We start from the raw sequence: 16062 nt of genomic DNA, 5'->3' as shown, positions 1-16062 counted from the left end.
TTTCGCGAGCAAGCCCGCTCCCACAGTTTTTACTGCGTTCGCTCAGTTACTGGCCGCTGTAGATCTGGTCAAACACCCCACCATCATTGAAGTGGGTCTTCTGCACGGTGCGCCAGTCACCAAAGGTCTTCTCCACCGACAGGAAGTCAACTTTCGGGAAGCGGTCGGTGTACTTGGCCAGCACTTTCGGATCACGCGGGCGCAGGTAGTTATTGGCGGCGATTTCCTGGCCTTCTGGCGACCACAGGTACTTCAGGTAATCCTCGGCAGCGGCGCGGGTGCCTTTCTTCTCGACCACCTTGTCGACCACCGACACCGGCGGCTCAGCTTCAGCCGAGACGCTTGGGTAAATCACTTCGAACTGATCACGGCCAAATTCACGAGCGATCATTTCGGCTTCGTTCTCGAAGGTCACCAGTACGTCGCCGATCTGGTTGGTCATGAAGGTCGTTGTGGCAGCACGGCCACCGGTGTCCAGCACTGGCGCGTGTTTGAACAAGTCGCCGACGAATTTCTTCGCCTTGTCTTCATCGCCGCCGTTCTTCAGCACATAGCCCCAGGCCGACAGGTAGGTGTAGCGGCCGTTACCCGAGGTTTTTGGGTTGGGCACGATCACTTGCACGCCGTCTTTGAGCAGGTCCGGCCAGTCTTTCAGGGCTTTGGGGTTGCCTTTGCGCACAATGAAAACTGTGGCGGAGGTGAACGGCGCGCTGTTGTTCGGCAGGCGGGTGACCCAGTTGTCCGGCACCAGTTTGCCGTTGTCGGCGAGGGCGTTGATGTCGGTGGCCATGTTCATGGTGATCACGTCAGCCGGCAGGCCGTCGATCACTGAACGCGCTTGTTTGCTGGAGCCACCGAAAGACATCTGCAAGGTCAGCTTGTCGTCCGGGTGCTCAGCTTCCCAGTGCTTCTGGAAGGCGGCGTTGTAGTCCTTGTAGAAATCGCGCATCACGTCGTAAGAGACGTTGAGCAGTGTGACGGGGGCAGCCTGAACGGCGCCCGCCAGGGCAAGGCCGGCGGCCAGGAGAGAGGCGCTAACGAGTTTTTTCACTGCTCATTCCTTGTTGTTCGAGAAGGTGATCGGTTGAGTGGGGGCAATTTGCCATCGACTATAACGGGCACCGCATAGACGTTTAAAGATTAAAACGCTCTGTGCTTATTCCAATTTGCGGAAAAGGTTGTTGCCACAGCGCGAACAGAATGCCGCGTTGGGTTCATGGCTGTTTTTCTTGCACACCGGGCAGTCGTGCTGCAGCTGTTCACCGCGCATGGCACTTGCCAGTTCGGCGGTGAAAATCCCGGTGGGCACGGCGATGATCGAGTAACCGGTGATCATCACCAGCGACGAAATCACCTGGCCCAGCGGCGTCTTCGGCACGATATCGCCAAAGCCTACGGTGGTCAGGGTCACGATGGCCCAATAGATGCCCTTGGGGATACTGGTAAAGCCGTGTTCCGGGCCTTCGATCACGTACATCAAGGTACCGAACACCGTGACCAGCGTGCACACGCTGACCAGGAACACCACGATCTTCTGCTTGCTGCCGCGCAACGCGGCCATCAGGTAATTGGCTTGCTTGAGGTAGGGGCTGAGCTTGAGCACGCGGAAAATCCGCAGCATCCGGATGATGCGGATAATCAACAGGTACTGCGCGTCGCTGTAATACAGGGCGAGAATGCCCGGCACGATGGCGAGCAAGTCCACCAACCCATAAAAGCTGAAGGCATAGCGTAACGGTTTGGGCGAGCAATACAGGCGCAAGCCGTACTCGATGGCGAAGATCAGCGTGAAACCCCACTCGATGTAGGCCAGCAGGTTCGCGTAGTTCTGGTGGATCTGGTCGATGCTGTCGAGCATCACGATCACGATGCTGGCGAGGATGATCAGCAGCAAGATGCCGTCAAAGCGCCGCCCGGCGACCGTGTCACTCTGGAAAACCATGACGTAGAGCCGCTGACGCCAGTCGTTGTTGCTGTCCATAAAGCCCGCCCGAATCGAATATCGAGAGAGCCTAGGGGGATTCGAACCGGCTGTCCACGCGGGCTTTGAACATCCGCCCGCTGGCGCGCACCAGCCAGCAGGCGAGGATAAACGGCGCGGTCAGCGCGGGCAGGTGCAGCGCGGCAAAACCGGGGGTGAGGATGATCGCTAAAAGGATGCCAAGCAGTGGCAGCCAGGGTTGGCGGCGCGACTGGCTCAACGCCAAAGCCGCCAGCGCCGGGTTATAGCTGTGCAGGCCGAGGAGGGCGCTGGCGGGCTCGCCGAGCAGCAGGGCAACGAACACGCCCGCGCTGGCGCCGGTCAACGCCCATAAGGCGGCGCGACGGTTGGCGAGCAGCACGCCCAGCGCAATCAGCGCGCCGGCGAGGGGCTGGTCCAGCAGCATGATTTGCGCAAGGCCGGTAAAGGGTGCCACGAGGATGCCCAGGGTATCGGGATCGGTCAGGGCAAAGGTGCTTTCGGGTACCGTGCCCATCAGCAACCAGCCCAGGCCGACAAACGGTGCGGTGTAGGCCGGCAAGTCATCGGGCCGGGTGGTGTGTTTCAACCATTGGCGCGTGAGAATTGCGCTCAAGCCACCGCACGCGAGAATCAGTGGCGGCAGCAGGGCCGACCAGGCGAAATGCTGGCTTATCAACAAACCCAGCAGCACGCCGTTATAGCTGTACAGCCCGGCCTGGCGCTCGGCCTTGGGATAACCCCGGCGCTGGGCCGTGAGCAAACCCGCGACACCGCCCAGCAGTGCGCCGCCGAGCAGCGCCGGGGCGCCGATCAGGATGGCCAGCAGGCACAGCAGGCCGCACAGGGGCTGGCGCTGCAGGAAGATCTGGCTGAAGCCATTGAGCAGGGCTTCGGCCCAGTCGGGGCAGGTTTGGTTGTGCATTTTGTGTGAGTCAGTGATACCGAGTTGCCCCCCAATCGCAGGCAAGCCAGCTCCCACATCTAAATGTATTCACACATCAAAATGTGGGAGCGGGCTTGCCCGCGAAGAGGCCCGAGCAGACGCTAAATCAACGTCTCTATGCGCAGCGAATTAGTGGACCCCGGCTGCCCGAACGGCACCCCGGCGGTAATCACCAACGTATCCCCGCGCTGCGCCATGCCTTGAGCCTGGGCAATCTCCAGCGCCGTGGAACACACTTCATCCACTTGCCGCAGCCGGTCATTGACCACCGAATGCACGCCCCACGCCACGCTCAAACGCCGCGCCGTGGACAGGTTCGGCGTGAGGTTGAGGATCGGCGCCACCGGCCGCTCCCGCGCTGCGCGCAGGCTGGAGCTGCCGGACTCGCTGTAGTTCACCAGCACGGCCACCGGCAGGATGCTGCTGATACGGCGGATCGCGCAGCTGATGGCGTCCGACACCGTGGCGTCCGCCCTGGGCCGGCTCACGTCCAGCTGGGTCTGGTAATCCGGGCCGTTTTCCACTTGGCGGATGATCTTGCTCATCATCTGCACGGCTTCCAGCGGGTAGTCGCCCGAGGCCGTTTCCGCCGACAGCATCACCGCGTCCGCGCCTTCGGCGACTGCGTTGGCCACATCCGTGACTTCAGCGCGGGTGGGCGCTGGAGAGAAGCGCATGGATTCGAGCATCTGCGTGGCGACCACCACCGGCTTGCCCAGTTGGCGGCAGGTGCTGATGATGTCTTTCTGGATCTGCGGCACGCTTTCGGCGGGCACTTCCACCCCCAGATCCCCTCTGGCCACCATGATTGCGTCGCTCAACTCGGCGATTTCCTGCAGGCGCTGCACGGCGGAAGGCTTCTCGATCTTGGCCATCAGAAAGGCCTTGTCGCCGATCAGCTCGCGGGCCTCGCGGATGTCTTCCGGGCGTTGCACGAATGACAACGCCACCCAGTCCACGCCCAGCTCCAGGCCGAAGCTCAGGTCGCGGCGGTCCTTGGCGGTCAACGGGCTGAGTTCCAGCAGCGCTTGTGGCACGTTCACGCCTTTGCGGTCAGACAGCTCGCCGCCATTGAGCACCGTGGTGTCGATGGCGTCGGCGTGCTTGGTGATCACGCGCAGGCGCAGCTTGCCGTCGTCCAGCAGCAGGTCCATGCCCGGTTCCAGCGCCGCGATGATTTCCGGGTGGGGCAGGTTGACCCGGCACTGGTCACCCGGCGTCGGGTCCAGGTCCAGGCGCAACGCCTGGCCACGCACCAGTTGCACCTTGCCTTCGGCAAACTGGCCGACACGCAGCTTCGGCCCTTGCAGGTCCATGAGGATGCCCAGCGGATAATTCAGCTGGCGCTCCACCTGGCGAATCCACTGGTAACGCTGGGCGTGATCGGCATGGTCACCGTGGCTGAAGTTGAGGCGAAAAATATTCACCCCGGCTTCCACCAGCTCGCGGATGTCATCGATACCGTCGGTGGCCGGGCCCAGGGTGGCGAGGATTTTGACTTTCTTGTCAGGCGTCATGTGCGGAGCTCTCAAGGATCAGAATGGCGCGGAAGTCGTTGACGTTGGTGCGCGTCGGCTCAGTGACGATCAAACCGTCGAGGGCGGCGAAGTAGCCGTAGCCATTGTTGTTGTCCAGTTCGTCGCTGGCCGACAGGCCCAGGGCTTCGGCGCGCGAGTAACTGCACGGCGTCATGATCGCGCCGGCGTTGTCTTCGGAACCGTCGATGCCGTCGGTGTCACCAGCCAAGGCATACACCCCCGGCAGGCCCTTGAGGCTGTCGGTGAGGCTCAGCAGGAATTCGGCGTTGCGCCCGCCACGGCCATTGCCGCGCACGGTCACGGTGGTTTCGCCGCCGGAGAGGATCACGCACGGCGCCGCGAGTGGCTGGCCGTGTTGCACGATCTGCCTTGCGATACCGGCGTGGACCTTGGCCACGTCGCGGGCTTCGCCTTCCAGGTCGCCGAGGATCAGCGGGCTGAACCCGGCCTGGCGGACTTTGACGGCCACGGCTTCGAGGGATTGCTGCGGGCGCGCGATTAATTGGAAGTGGCTGCGGGAAAGTACCGGGTCGCCAGGTTTGACGGTCTCCGAGGCGGGGTTTTGCAGCCAGCTGCGCACCGAAGCGGGAGCGTCGATGTTGTAGCGCTTGAGAATCGCCAACGCCTGTTGCGACGTGCTCGGATCACCGACCGTGGGGCCGGAGGCAATCACCGTGGCCTGGTCGCCCGGCACGTCGGAAATCGCGTAGGTGTAGACGGTCGCCGGCCATGCAGCCTTCGCCAACCGGCCGCCCTTGATGGCGGAAAGGTGCTTGCGCACACAGTTCATCTCACCAATGGTCGCACCGGATTTGAGCAAGGCTTTGTTGACGGCCTGTTTGTCGGCCAGGGTAATGCCTTCGGCGGGCAGCGCGAGCAATGCAGAGCCGCCGCCGGAGAGCAGGAAGATCACGCGGTCGTCTTCGCCCAGGTTGCTGATCAGCTCCAGCACGCGCTTGGCCACGGCCAGGCCGGCGGCATCGGGCACCGGGTGGGCGGCTTCGACCACTTCGATTTTTTTGCAGGGCGCGCCGTGGCCGTAGCGGGTCACGACCAGGCCAGTGACTTCGCCCTGCCAGCTGTTTTCCACGACCAGCGCCATGGCGGCGGCTGCTTTGCCGGCGCCGATCACGATCACGCGGCCGCTGCGGTCAGCGGGCAGGTAGGGTTCAAGGACGAGCCGGGGGTGGGCGGCGTCGATGGCTGTGGCAAACAGCTCGCGAAGCAGGTGTTGCGGATCGACCGACATAAGCGGGCTCCCGGGGGGATTCTTGTTATTAGAGGTGCAGCAATTTCAATATGAAATGCGATCAAAAATGTGGGAGCGGGCTTGCTCGCGAAAGCGGTCTACCATTCGGCATCCGTGCTGACTGACACACCGCTTTCGCGAGCAAGCCCGCTCCCACATTTGGAGTGCATTTCAAAGGGAGAGCGGTGTTGGGTTACTTATCGCGAATCGAAAAATTCGCCATATGCTCCAGGCCCTTGATCAGCGCCGAGTGGTCCCAGTTGCCGCCGCCCAGCGCGGTGCAGGTGCTGAACACTTGCTGGGTGCCGGCGGTGTTCGGCAGGTTGATCCCCAGCTCCTTGGCCCCGGCCAGCGCCAGGTTCAAATCCTTCTGGTGCAGGTTGATGCGGAAACCGGGATCAAAGGTGCCCTTGATCATGCGCTCGCCGTGTACTTCCAGGATCTTCGAAGAAGCGAAGCCGCCCATCAGCGCTTCACGTACCTTGGCCGGATCGGCGCCGTTTTTCGAAGCAAACAGCAGCGCTTCGGCCACCGCCTGGATGTTCAGCGCGACGATGATCTGGTTGGCGACCTTGGCCGTCTGGCCGTCGCCATTGCTGCCCACCAAGGTGATGTTCTTGCCCATGCTCTGGAACAGCGGCAGGGCGCGTTCGAAGGTCTGCGGCTCGCCACCGACCATGATGCTCAAGGTGCCCGCCTTGGCACCGACCTCACCACCGGACACCGGCGCATCGAGGTACTGCGCGCCGGTCTCGTTGATCTTCGCGGCGAAGGCTTTGGTGGCGGTAGGGGAGATCGAGCTCATGTCGATCACCACCTTGTTTGGCGACAGGCCAGCGGCCACGCCGTCTTTGCGGAACAGCACGTCGTCGACTTGCGGGGTATCCGGTACCATCACGATGATGAACTCGGCTTCCTGTGCGACCTGCTGAGGGTTGGCCAACGCCACGGCGCCTGCGTCGATCAGGGCGTGCGGGGCCTTGCCGTGGTGCTCGGAAAGGAACAGTTGGTGGCCTGCTTTCTGCAGGTTGGCGGCCATGGGTTCGCCCATGATGCCGGTGCCGATAAAGCCGATTTTAGCCATGATCAAAATCCTCTTTTTATTAGGTAGGCAGGCCTGTCTCAGCCAGCCAAGACACAGAAGATCTAATGTGGGAGCTGGCTTGCCTGCGATAGCGGTGTGTCAGGCAATCAATCTGTGACTGAATGACCGCTATCGCAGGCAAGCCAGCTCCCACATTTAGTTCTGTGTTTGTTCTGTTAGATCGCGTTGTGGGTTTTGAGCCAACCCAAGCCCGCTTCCGTGGTGGTCAACGGCTTGTACTCACAGCCGACCCAGCCCGTGTAGCCAATCCGGTCCAAATGCTCGAACAGAAAGCGATAGTTGATCTCCCCGGTCCCCGGCTCGTTGCGCCCCGGGTTATCGGCCAGTTGGATGTGATTGATCTCACCCAGGTGCGCGGCCATCGTCCGCGCCAGGTCGCCTTCCATGATTTGCATGTGGTAGATGTCGTATTGCAGGAACAAGTTGGCGCTGCCCACCTGCTCGCGAATCGACAGGGCCTGCGCCGTGTTGTTCAGGTAAAAACCCGGGATGTCGCGGGTGTTGATCATCTCCATCACCAACTTGATGCCCGCCGCCTGCAGCTTTTCGGCGGCGTACTTGAGGTTGGTGACGAAGGTTTTTTCCACGGTCTCGTCATCCACACCGGCGGGGCGAATCCCCGCCAGGCAGTTGATCTGGGTATTGCCCAGCACCTCGGCGTAAGCGATGGCCAGCTTGACCCCGGCGCGGAACTCCTCGACCCGGTCCGGGTGGCAGGCCAGGCCGCGTTCGCCCTTGGCCCAGTCACCGGCCGGCAGGTTGAACAGCACTTGGGTCAGGCCGTTGGCGTCCAGTTGCGCCTTGATCTCGGCGGAGCTGAACTCGTACGGAAACAAATATTCCACACCCTGGAAGCCCGCATCGGCGGCCGCTTTGAAACGGGCGAGAAAGTCCTGCTCGGTAAACAGCATGGACAGGTTGGCAGCAAAACGCGGCATAGGGTTCTCCTTAATCGAGCAGGGAAATGGCAGTCGGCGCATCGTTGCCGACCAGTGCCAGATCTTCGAATTCGTTGACGGCGTTGATCTCGGTGCCCATGGAAATATTGGTCACGCGCTCCAGAATAATCTCAACGATCACCGGAACCTTGAATTCTTCGATCAATTCCTCGGCGCGGCGCAGGGCCGGCGCGATCTGGCTTGGCTCGAACACGCGCAGGGCCTTGCAACCCAGGCCTTCGGCGACGGCGACGTGGTCCACGCCATAACCGTTGAGTTCCGGGGCGTTGAGGTTGTCGAAGGACAGCTGCACGCAGTAGTCCATCTCGAAACCGCGCTGGGCCTGGCGGATCAAGCCCAGGTAGGAGTTGTTCACCACCACGTGGATGTATGGCAGCTTGAACTGCGCGCCCACGGCCAGCTCTTCGATCATGAACTGGAAGTCATAGTCGCCGGACAGCGCCACGACTTTGCGCGTCGGGTCCGCCTTGACCACGCCGAGCGCTGCCGGAATCGTCCAGCCCAAGGGGCCGGCCTGGCCGCAGTTGATCCAGTGACGTGGCTTGTACACGTGCAGAAATTGCGCGCCGGCAATCTGCGACAGGCCGATGGTGCTGACGTAGCAGGTGTCTTTGCCGAACACCTGGTTCATCTCTTCATACACGCGCTGCGGTTTGACCGGCACGTTATCGAAGTGGGTCTTGCGGTGCAGGGTGGCCTTGCGCTGCTGGCAGTCATTGAGCCAGGCGCTGCGGTCCTTGAGCTTGCCGGCGGCTTTCCACTCGCGGGCCACTTCAATGAACATGGTCAGTGCGGAACCCGCGTCGGAGACGATGCCCAGGTCCGGGGTGAAGACGCGGCCAATCTGCGTTGGCTCGATGTCGACGTGAATGAATTTGCGGCCTTCGGTGTAAACGTCCACCGAACCGGTGTGGCGGTTGGCCCAGCGGTTGCCGATGCCGAGCACCACGTCGGACTTGAGCAGCGTCGCGTTGCCGTAACGGTGCGAGGTTTGCAGGCCGACCATGCCGACCATTTGTGGGTGATCGTCGGGGATGGTGCCCCAGCCCATCAGGGTCGGGATCACCGGAATGCCGGTCAGTTCAGCAAACTCGACCAGCAGCTCGCTGGCATCGGCATTGATCACGCCGCCACCGCTGACCAACAACGGGCGTTCGGCCTGGTCCAGCAGGGTCAGGGCTTTTTCAACCTGGATGCGTGTGGCCAGTGGCTTGGCCAGCGGCAGCGGCTGGTAAGCGTCGATGTCGAATTCGATCTCGGCCATCTGCACATCGAACGGCAGGTCGATCAGCACCGGGCCAGGGCGGCCGGAGCGCATTTCATGGAAGGCTTTCTGGAACGCATATGGCACTTGGCCGGGCTCCATCACCATGGTCGCCCACTTGGTCACCGGCTTGACGATGCTGGTGATGTCCACGGCCTGGAAGTCTTCCTTGTGCATCCGGGCCCGCGGTGCCTGGCCGGTGATGCACAGGATCGGGATCGAGTCGGCCCAGGCGCTGTAAAGGCCGGTGACCATGTCGGTGCCCGCCGGGCCCGACGTGCCGATGCACACGCCGATATTGCCGGCCTTTGTACGCGTGTAGCCCTCGGCCATGTGCGAGGCGCCTTCAACGTGGCGAGCAAGGACGTGATCGATGCCACCGACCTTCTGCAAGGCCGAATACAGCGGGTTGATCGCGGCGCCCGGGATACCGAAGGCGGTATCGACACCTTCACGGCGCATCACCAGGACTGCGGCTTCGATTGCTCTCATTTTGCTCATGGTTTTGGTGCCTCTTGCGTTTTGTAATTGTATACAAGTTGTGTCTGGTCAAAGTGTATTCACGGCGAGCGGCGCAGGTCAATGGATTTTATAAACCTGCGTTTACGTTCGTCTGAAACGCTTTTTTCGACATGTGGAGACTTTGTTTGAAATTATTGTATACAAAAACAAATGTCATTGTGTTCTATTTGTTTGATCGAGCATCTGATTCTTCAGACCTCCACCGCTTTCCCAATAACAAAAGAAGGACGGCACCATGAGCGCTTTAACCTTGAAACTCGCCACCCAACTGGCCAGCCAGGCCCTCACCGCAGGCCGCACGATCGCAGCGGCGCCGCTGACCATCGCGGTGCTCGACAGCGGCGGCCACCTGATCACCCTGCAACGTGAAGACGGCGCCAGCCTGCTGCGCCCACAAATCGCCATCGGCAAGGCCTGGGGCGCGATTGCCATGGGCAAAGGCTCGCGTTTGCTGGCGCTGGACGCGCAGCAGCGCCCGGCGTTTATTGCCGCGTTGAACAGCCTGGGGCAGGGCAGCGTGGTGCCGGCACCGGGTGGGGTGTTGATCCGAAGCCAGGAGGGCGTGGTGCTGGGGGCGATCGGGATCAGCGGGGATACGTCGGATATTGATGAGCAGTGTGCAATTACGGCGATTGAGGGGGTGGGGTTGTTGGCGGATGCGGGGGGGTCGGCTTGATCTTTATTGACTGTTAGGGCCTCTTCGCGAGCAAGCCCGCTCCCACATTTTTGACCGTGTTCACAGTTCAAAATGTGGGAGCGGGCTTGCTCGCGAAGGCGGCAACTCGGTCTCAGCGCTAAACCCAAACCGCATCCCACAACGGATAGTCGCCAATCCGCTCGACCAGCTTGGCGCGCAGTGGATTGGCCACCACATACCTGGCCATCTTCACCAGATCATCCTCTTTGCGCAGTGCACGATCATGAAAACTGGTTTGCCATAACCGGCCCTTGCGACCAGTCGCCCCATTCACAGTTCGCGTGCTCTTGGATTTCACCTGGCACATCAAATCCCCCAGCGAACCCTTTTGCAGTTCCACCAACCAGTGGAAATGGTCAGGCATCACTACCCAAGCCAGTGAGTTAGCCAGCCCCTGATACTGGGCAAGTCTGAATTGCCAGACCACCAGGCGGCCCAGATGAAAGTCATTGAATATCGGCACGCGTTCGTGGGTGTTGGTGGTGATCAGGTAAGTGCAGTTCGGCTCACTGAACCGCCCGATGCGCAGGCGGTGTGATTGGGCTAGATCAGGCATTCCTTGGCCTCTGTTCAGATGGTGTTCTGAGAGGCTAGATCTCTGTGGCTGATGCTGATCGGCAGGCTTTTGGCAGGATGTGTCCGGGAGGGCGCTTTCGCGAGCAAGCCCGCTCCCACAGGGGCTTTGCAGTGTTCATACAATTTATGTCTTGCGAGGATTAATTGTGGGAGCGGGCTTGCTCGCGAATCTTGCAGACACCTAGGTCTTTCAGTCCGGCTCACACCCTTTCAGCACCAACCGAATGATCGTCTGCGCCGCCGCTTCATAATCCGCCTCATCCAGCTTCGCCTTTCCCGTCACCGCCGAAATCTGCCAGTCAAAATCCGCGTACGTCTGCGTCGCTGCCCAGATGCTGAACATCAGGTGATTAGGGTCAATGGCCGCGATCAACCCGCGGTCCACCCAGCTTTGGATGCAGTCGATGTTGTGCTTGGCCTGGGCATTCAGTTGTTCAACCTGCTCGGCGCTGAGGTGCGGCGCGCCGTGCATGATTTCGCTGGCGAACACTTTGGAGGCAAATGGCAGGTCGCGGGAGATGCGGATTTTCGAGCGGATGTAGTTGCTCAGCACGACCGACGGTTCGCCGTCGGGGTTGAACGGCGTGGAAGCGGCAAGGATCGGCTCGATAATGCTTTCGAGCACCTCGCGGTAGAGGTTGTCCTTGGACTTGAAGTAGTAATAGACATTGGGCTTGGGCAGCCCGGCCTTGGCGGCGATGTCGCTGGTTTTGGTCGCGGCGAAGCCCTTGTCGGCAAACTCCTCGCTGGCCGCCCGCAGGATCATTTGTTTGTTGCGCTCGCGAATGGTGCTCATAAACCAGGAATTTCCTTGCCATGACAGGCGGTCGGGCATGGTAGCACCGGCTTGACGCAGCGCTCAAGAATACAGGTGCAGCCCTTGTATCACGGGCGTTACAGAGAGTTTGTCTGTCTTGATGCTGAACGCATTCACGGTAGTACAGGCTTGCGCCGGGCGCACTGCTAGAGTTCAGGTCAGCGACACGGCGATAACGTCGGTCGTTTTGTCCTGTATTCGGCGTTCGAGTGAGAAACCGTGGAGAAAAGCAGACGACGTACGTTTGCCTGGGTCATTGGCGTGTTGCTGCTGGTGGCGTTGGTGATGGTTTTGGGCATGCACTTCTTTTTTGGCGGGGCCCACAAGGGCCGGCCGCCTTCTCCCGGTGAGCCGGTCGCCGTGGTGCCGGTGGCCTTGCAGGATGTACCGGTGTACATCGACGCCCTCGGCACGGTCATCCCCACCCGCAGCGTCACGGTGGTGAGCCAGGTCGATGGCATTCTCAGCAGCGTGGAATTCAAGGAAGGCCAGCACGTCAGTAAAGGCCAGGTGATCGCCCGCATCGACGACCGTGCGCTCAAGGCGCAACTGGCGGTCGCCAAAGGCACGCTCGCTCACGATCAAGCGGTGTTGAGCAACGCCCAGCGCGACCTGGCGCGCTACCGCGATCTGGTCAAGGCCGGCTCCACCAGCCAGCAAACCCTCGACACCCAGGCCTCGCTGGTCCAGCAGCAACAAGGGACCGTCGCCGCCGACCAGGGCAATGTGCAAAACCTCGAAGTACAACTGAGTTACTGCACGATCACCTCGCCGGTGGATGGCGTGGTCGGTTTGCGCCTGGTCGACCCCGGCAACTACGTCACCACGGCCAGCACCACCGGCATTGTGGTCATCACCCAAATGAACCCGGCCACGGTGGTGTTCGCCGTGCCCGAAGATGACCTCGGCGCGATCAATCAGGTCCTGGCCCGTGGCACCGTCACCGTGCTGGCTTACGACCGCAATAAAAAATCCCTGCTGGCTACCGGCAGTCTGCTGGCCCTGGATAACCAAGTGGACACCAGCACCGGCACGATCAAGGTCAAGGCGCAGTTCGATGATTCGGGCAACGCGCTGTTCCCCAACCAGTTCGTCAACGCGCGGCTGAAGGCCGACACATTGAGCCAGATTGCCGTGGTGCCAACCCGTGCGATCCAGCACGGCAGCAAGGGTGACTTTGTGTTTGTGGTCAACGGCAGCAAGGCCAGTCTGCGCACGATCAAGACGGGGCCTTCCACCGGCGATGTCTCGGCGGTGCTCGACAACGGGGTCAAGGCCGGTGAGCAGGTGATCACTGAGGGCGCCGACAAACTCGATGATGGTTCCTCGGTAAAAGTCGTCGCCCAGTGAGGAGCTGCCGAGCATGAATATTTCGCGGCCCTTTATCGAACGCCCCGTTGCCACCACGCTGATGATGGTGGCGGTGCTGTTGCTCGGCCTGTTGGGTTACCACTTGTTATCGGTGTCGGCGTTGCCGGAAGTGGACTACCCGACCATTCAGGTGTTCACCCAATACCCGGGCGCGAGCCCGGACGTCGTCAGTTCCTCGATCACCGCGCCGCTGGAGCGCCAGCTCGGCGAGATGCCGGGGCTCAAGTCGATGAACTCCACCAGCTCCGACGGCGCCTCGGTGGTGACCCTGCAATTTGACCTGTCGCTGTCCCTGGATGTGGCCGAGCAGGAAGTGCAGGCGGCGATCAACGCGGCGGGCACCTTCCTGCCTGCCAACCTGCCGTACCCGCCGGTGTACAGCAAGGTCAACCCGGCGGATGCGCCGGTGCTGACCCTGTCGCTGACGTCCGACGTGCTGCCGCTGACCAAGGTCGAAGACCTGGCGGACACACGGCTGGCGCAGAAAATTTCGCAGATCACCGGCGTCGGCCTGGTCACCATCAGCGGCGGCCAGCGCCCGGCGGTGCGGGTCGAGGCCAACACCTCGGCGTTGAATAATCTGGGCCTGTCACTGGATGACCTGCGCACCTCCTTGGGCACTGCCAACGTCAACCAGGCCAAAGGCAATATCGACGGCAAGTTCCAGGCCTATTCCATCGGCGCCAACGACCAGTTGCAGTCGGCCGAGGAATACCGCGACTTGGTGATTGCCTACAAAAACGGTGCGCCCATCCGCCTGTCGCAAATCGCCACGTCCACCCAGGGCCCGGAAAACCCCAGGCAAGCGGCGTGGACAGATGATACGCCGTCGATTGTGCTGAATATCCAGCGCCAGCCCGGCGCCAACGTGATTGAAGTGGTCGACCGCGTGCAGCAACTGCTGCCCAAATTGCGCGCCAGTTTGCCGGGCACTTTGAAGGTGGCGGTGCTGACCGACCGCACCCAAACCATCCGCGCCTCGGTCACCGATGTGCAGTACGAACTGGGGCTGGCGATTTTGCTGGTGGTGATCGTGATTTTCGCGTTCCTGCGCAACGTGCCGGCCACGATCATTCCAGCGGTGACCATTCCGCTGACGCTGATCGGCACACTGGCAGTGGCCTATGCGTTGGGCTTTTCCCTGAACAACCTGACGCTGATGGCGCTGACCATTGCCATCGGTTTTGTGGTGGACGATGCCATCGTGATGATCGAAAACATCACGCGCTACCTGGAAGCGGGCGACACGCCGTTGCAAGCCGCGCTCAAGGGCGCGGAGCAGATTGGTTTCACGATTATTTCGCTGTCCATCGCGCTGATTGCGGTGATGATCCCGCTGCTGTTCATGGGCGATGTGGTCGGGCGGCTGTTCCGTGAATTCGCCATGACCGTGGCGGTGACCATTGTGATTTCGGCGGTGATTTCCCTGACGCTCACGCCAATGATGTGCGCGCGCATGCTCAAGTCCAGGCACGAGGAACGCCGCGCGGACTTCTTCGACCGTATCAACGGTCATTACGTACGCGGGCTGGATTGGGTGTTGGCGCACCGCACCCTCACGCTGATTTCGGTGGTGCTCACCGCCGCGCTGACCCTGTTCACGCTGGTGATCATGCCCAAGGGCTTTTTCCCCGATCAGGATACGGGCCTGATCCAGGGCATTTCCCAGGCCGCGCCGACCGTGTCGTTCCAGCAGATGCAGGCCGAGCAACAACGCCTGGCGGCGCGCATTCTCAAGGACCCGGCCGTGGCGAGTCTGTCCTCGTTCGTCGGTATCGACCAGACCAACCCGACTATCAACCAAGGCAATTTGCTGATCAACCTCAAGCCCCGTGGCGAGCGCGACAGCAGCACCGAAGTGATCCGCCGCCTGGCCGACGCGAATGCCGACGACGCCGGCATCCGTTTGTACCTGCATTCAGTTCAGGACCTGACGCTGGACGCCACCGTGTCCACCACCAGCTACCGCCTCGGCCTGCAAGCCACCGACCCGGACGAGCTGGAGCAGTGGACCACCAAGCTGCTCGCCGCGATCAAAAAAGACCCGATGTTCACCGACGTGCAAAGCCAGGCGATGCAGTTCGGCAACCAGATCAAGCTGACCTTCGACCGCGCCACGGCCTCGCGTCTTGGTATCACGCCGCAGGCCATCGACGACGTGCTCTACGACGCTTTCGGCCAGCGCCAGGTCTCGACCATCTACACCCAGCTCAACCAGTACCACGTGGTGATCGCCACCGACCATCCGCCGCGCAACCTGCCGGATTTGCTGACCGGTTTGTACGTGGACATTCCCGGCGGCGGCGTGGCACCGCTGTCGAGCATGGCGACCATGGACGTGGTGCGCGCGCCGGTGACCATCAACCGGCTGGGGCAATTTCCCTACGCGGACGTGTCGTTCAACCTCGCGCCCGGCCAGACGCTGGGCGCAGCGGTGACGCGCTTGCAGGCTATTGAGGCGAAAGTCGGGCTGCCGCTGTCGGTGCAGGCCAACCTCGAAGGCGCGGCGGCGACCTTCCAGGCGTCGTTGTCCAACCAGGTGTTTCTGGTGCTGGCGGCGATTGTGGTGGTGTATTTGATGCTGGGGATTCTGTACGAAAGCTTCGTGCACCCGGTGACGATTCTGTCGACCCTGCTCTCGGCGGCCCTCGGCGCCTTGCTGGCGCTGCTGGTCACGGGCACGCAGTTCGACATCATCGGCCTGATCGGCATTGTGTTGCTGATCGGCATCGTCATGAAAAACGGCATCATGATGGTCGACTTTGCCCTCGAGCTGTTGCGTGAGGGCGGCTTGAGCCCGGTTCAGGCGATACGCCAGGCGGCGGAGCTGCGTTTCCGACCCATCCTGATGACCAGTATGGCTTCGCTGTTCGGCGCGGTGCCGTTGGCATTGGGCACCGGGATCGGCTCTGAGCTGCGCCACCCGCTGGGCATCGCGATCATCGGCGGCCTGTTGCTGAGCCAGTTGCTCACGCTGTTTTCCACGCCGGTGATTTTCCTCGCCATGCACGGCCTGGGCGAGCGTTTCAGCCGTCGTCCGGTTGCCGTGGATTGATGC

General features: G+C 61.5%; 13 protein-coding genes. 3 read left to right on the top strand and 10 right to left on the bottom strand.

The features are described from left to right. Positions 1–46: 46 nt before the first annotated feature. The 8 genes from AB4P94_RS28410 to gcl all read right to left on the bottom strand — a co-directional run bounded on the left by AB4P94_RS28410 (position 47) and on the right by gcl (position 9522). On the bottom strand, positions 47–1051 hold the full coding sequence (locus tag AB4P94_RS28410) for a sulfate ABC transporter substrate-binding protein (RefSeq protein WP_395608420.1): 1005 nt from the start codon (positions 1049–1051) through the stop codon (positions 47–49). A 105-nt stretch (positions 1052–1156) separates the two neighbouring features. Further along, on the bottom strand, positions 1157–1981 hold the full coding sequence (locus tag AB4P94_RS28405) for an ion transporter (protein WP_395608419.1): 825 nt from the start codon (positions 1979–1981) through the stop codon (positions 1157–1159). 31 nt (positions 1982–2012) lie between these two features. After that, a complete protein-coding gene (locus AB4P94_RS28400) occupies positions 2013–2885 on the bottom strand; it encodes an urea transporter (RefSeq protein WP_395608418.1) in 873 nt (290 codons plus the stop codon). Positions 2886–3007: 122 nt separating this feature from the next. After that, a complete protein-coding gene (gene pyk / locus AB4P94_RS28395; RefSeq protein WP_395608417.1) occupies positions 3008–4423 on the bottom strand; it encodes a pyruvate kinase in 1416 nt (471 codons plus the stop codon). Continuing rightward, positions 4413–5693, bottom strand: coding sequence for a glycerate kinase (locus AB4P94_RS28390; protein WP_395608416.1), 1281 nt, complete (start codon positions 5691–5693; stop codon positions 4413–4415). The genes pyk and AB4P94_RS28390 overlap by 11 nt, the downstream gene beginning before the upstream one ends. Before the next feature lie 193 nt (positions 5694–5886). Next, entirely contained in the window at positions 5887–6777 is an 891-nt protein-coding gene (locus AB4P94_RS28385; RefSeq protein WP_395608415.1) for a 2-hydroxy-3-oxopropionate reductase, read from the bottom strand. Between the two features lie 176 nt (positions 6778–6953). Further along, positions 6954–7736, bottom strand: coding sequence for a hydroxypyruvate isomerase (hyi, locus tag AB4P94_RS28380; protein ID WP_395608414.1), 783 nt, complete (start codon positions 7734–7736; stop codon positions 6954–6956). A gap of 10 nt (positions 7737–7746) precedes the next feature. Further along, positions 7747–9522, bottom strand: coding sequence for a glyoxylate carboligase (gene gcl, locus AB4P94_RS28375; protein ID WP_395608413.1), 1776 nt, complete (start codon positions 9520–9522; stop codon positions 7747–7749). Between the two features lie 256 nt (positions 9523–9778). Between gcl and AB4P94_RS28370 the strand changes: the two genes are divergently transcribed. Further along, positions 9779–10219 (top strand): heme-binding protein, encoded by a 441-nt coding sequence (locus AB4P94_RS28370; RefSeq protein WP_395608412.1) that lies wholly within the window; start codon positions 9779–9781, stop codon positions 10217–10219. A 118-nt stretch (positions 10220–10337) separates the two neighbouring features. Here AB4P94_RS28370 and AB4P94_RS28365 read toward each other — a convergent pair whose 3' ends face one another. Both AB4P94_RS28365 and AB4P94_RS28360 read right to left on the bottom strand, forming a co-directional pair. Further along, positions 10338–10796: an REP-associated tyrosine transposase gene (locus AB4P94_RS28365; protein ID WP_395608411.1), complete on the bottom strand. Its 459-nt coding sequence runs from the start codon at positions 10794–10796 to the stop codon at positions 10338–10340. Positions 10797–11006: 210 nt separating this feature from the next. Continuing rightward, on the bottom strand, positions 11007–11612 hold the full coding sequence (locus AB4P94_RS28360; RefSeq protein ID WP_395608410.1) for a TetR/AcrR family transcriptional regulator: 606 nt from the start codon (positions 11610–11612) through the stop codon (positions 11007–11009). 240 nt (positions 11613–11852) lie between these two features. Here AB4P94_RS28360 and AB4P94_RS28355 point away from each other — a divergent pair, with 240 nt between their 5' ends. Beyond that, positions 11853–12983, top strand: coding sequence for an efflux RND transporter periplasmic adaptor subunit (locus AB4P94_RS28355; protein ID WP_395608409.1), 1131 nt, complete (start codon positions 11853–11855; stop codon positions 12981–12983). 13 nt (positions 12984–12996) lie between these two features. Next, entirely contained in the window at positions 12997–16059 is a 3063-nt protein-coding gene (locus AB4P94_RS28350) for an efflux RND transporter permease subunit (RefSeq protein WP_395608408.1), read from the top strand. Positions 16060–16062 lie beyond the last annotated feature (3 nt).

Origin of the sequence: Pseudomonas sp. B22129 (assembly GCF_044218875.1) — a bacterium.
Classification (GTDB): Bacteria; Pseudomonadota; Gammaproteobacteria; order Pseudomonadales; family Pseudomonadaceae; genus Aquipseudomonas.
The sequence above is the reverse complement of the archived record's forward strand: the minus strand, read 5'-3'. Positions and strand labels throughout refer to the sequence as shown.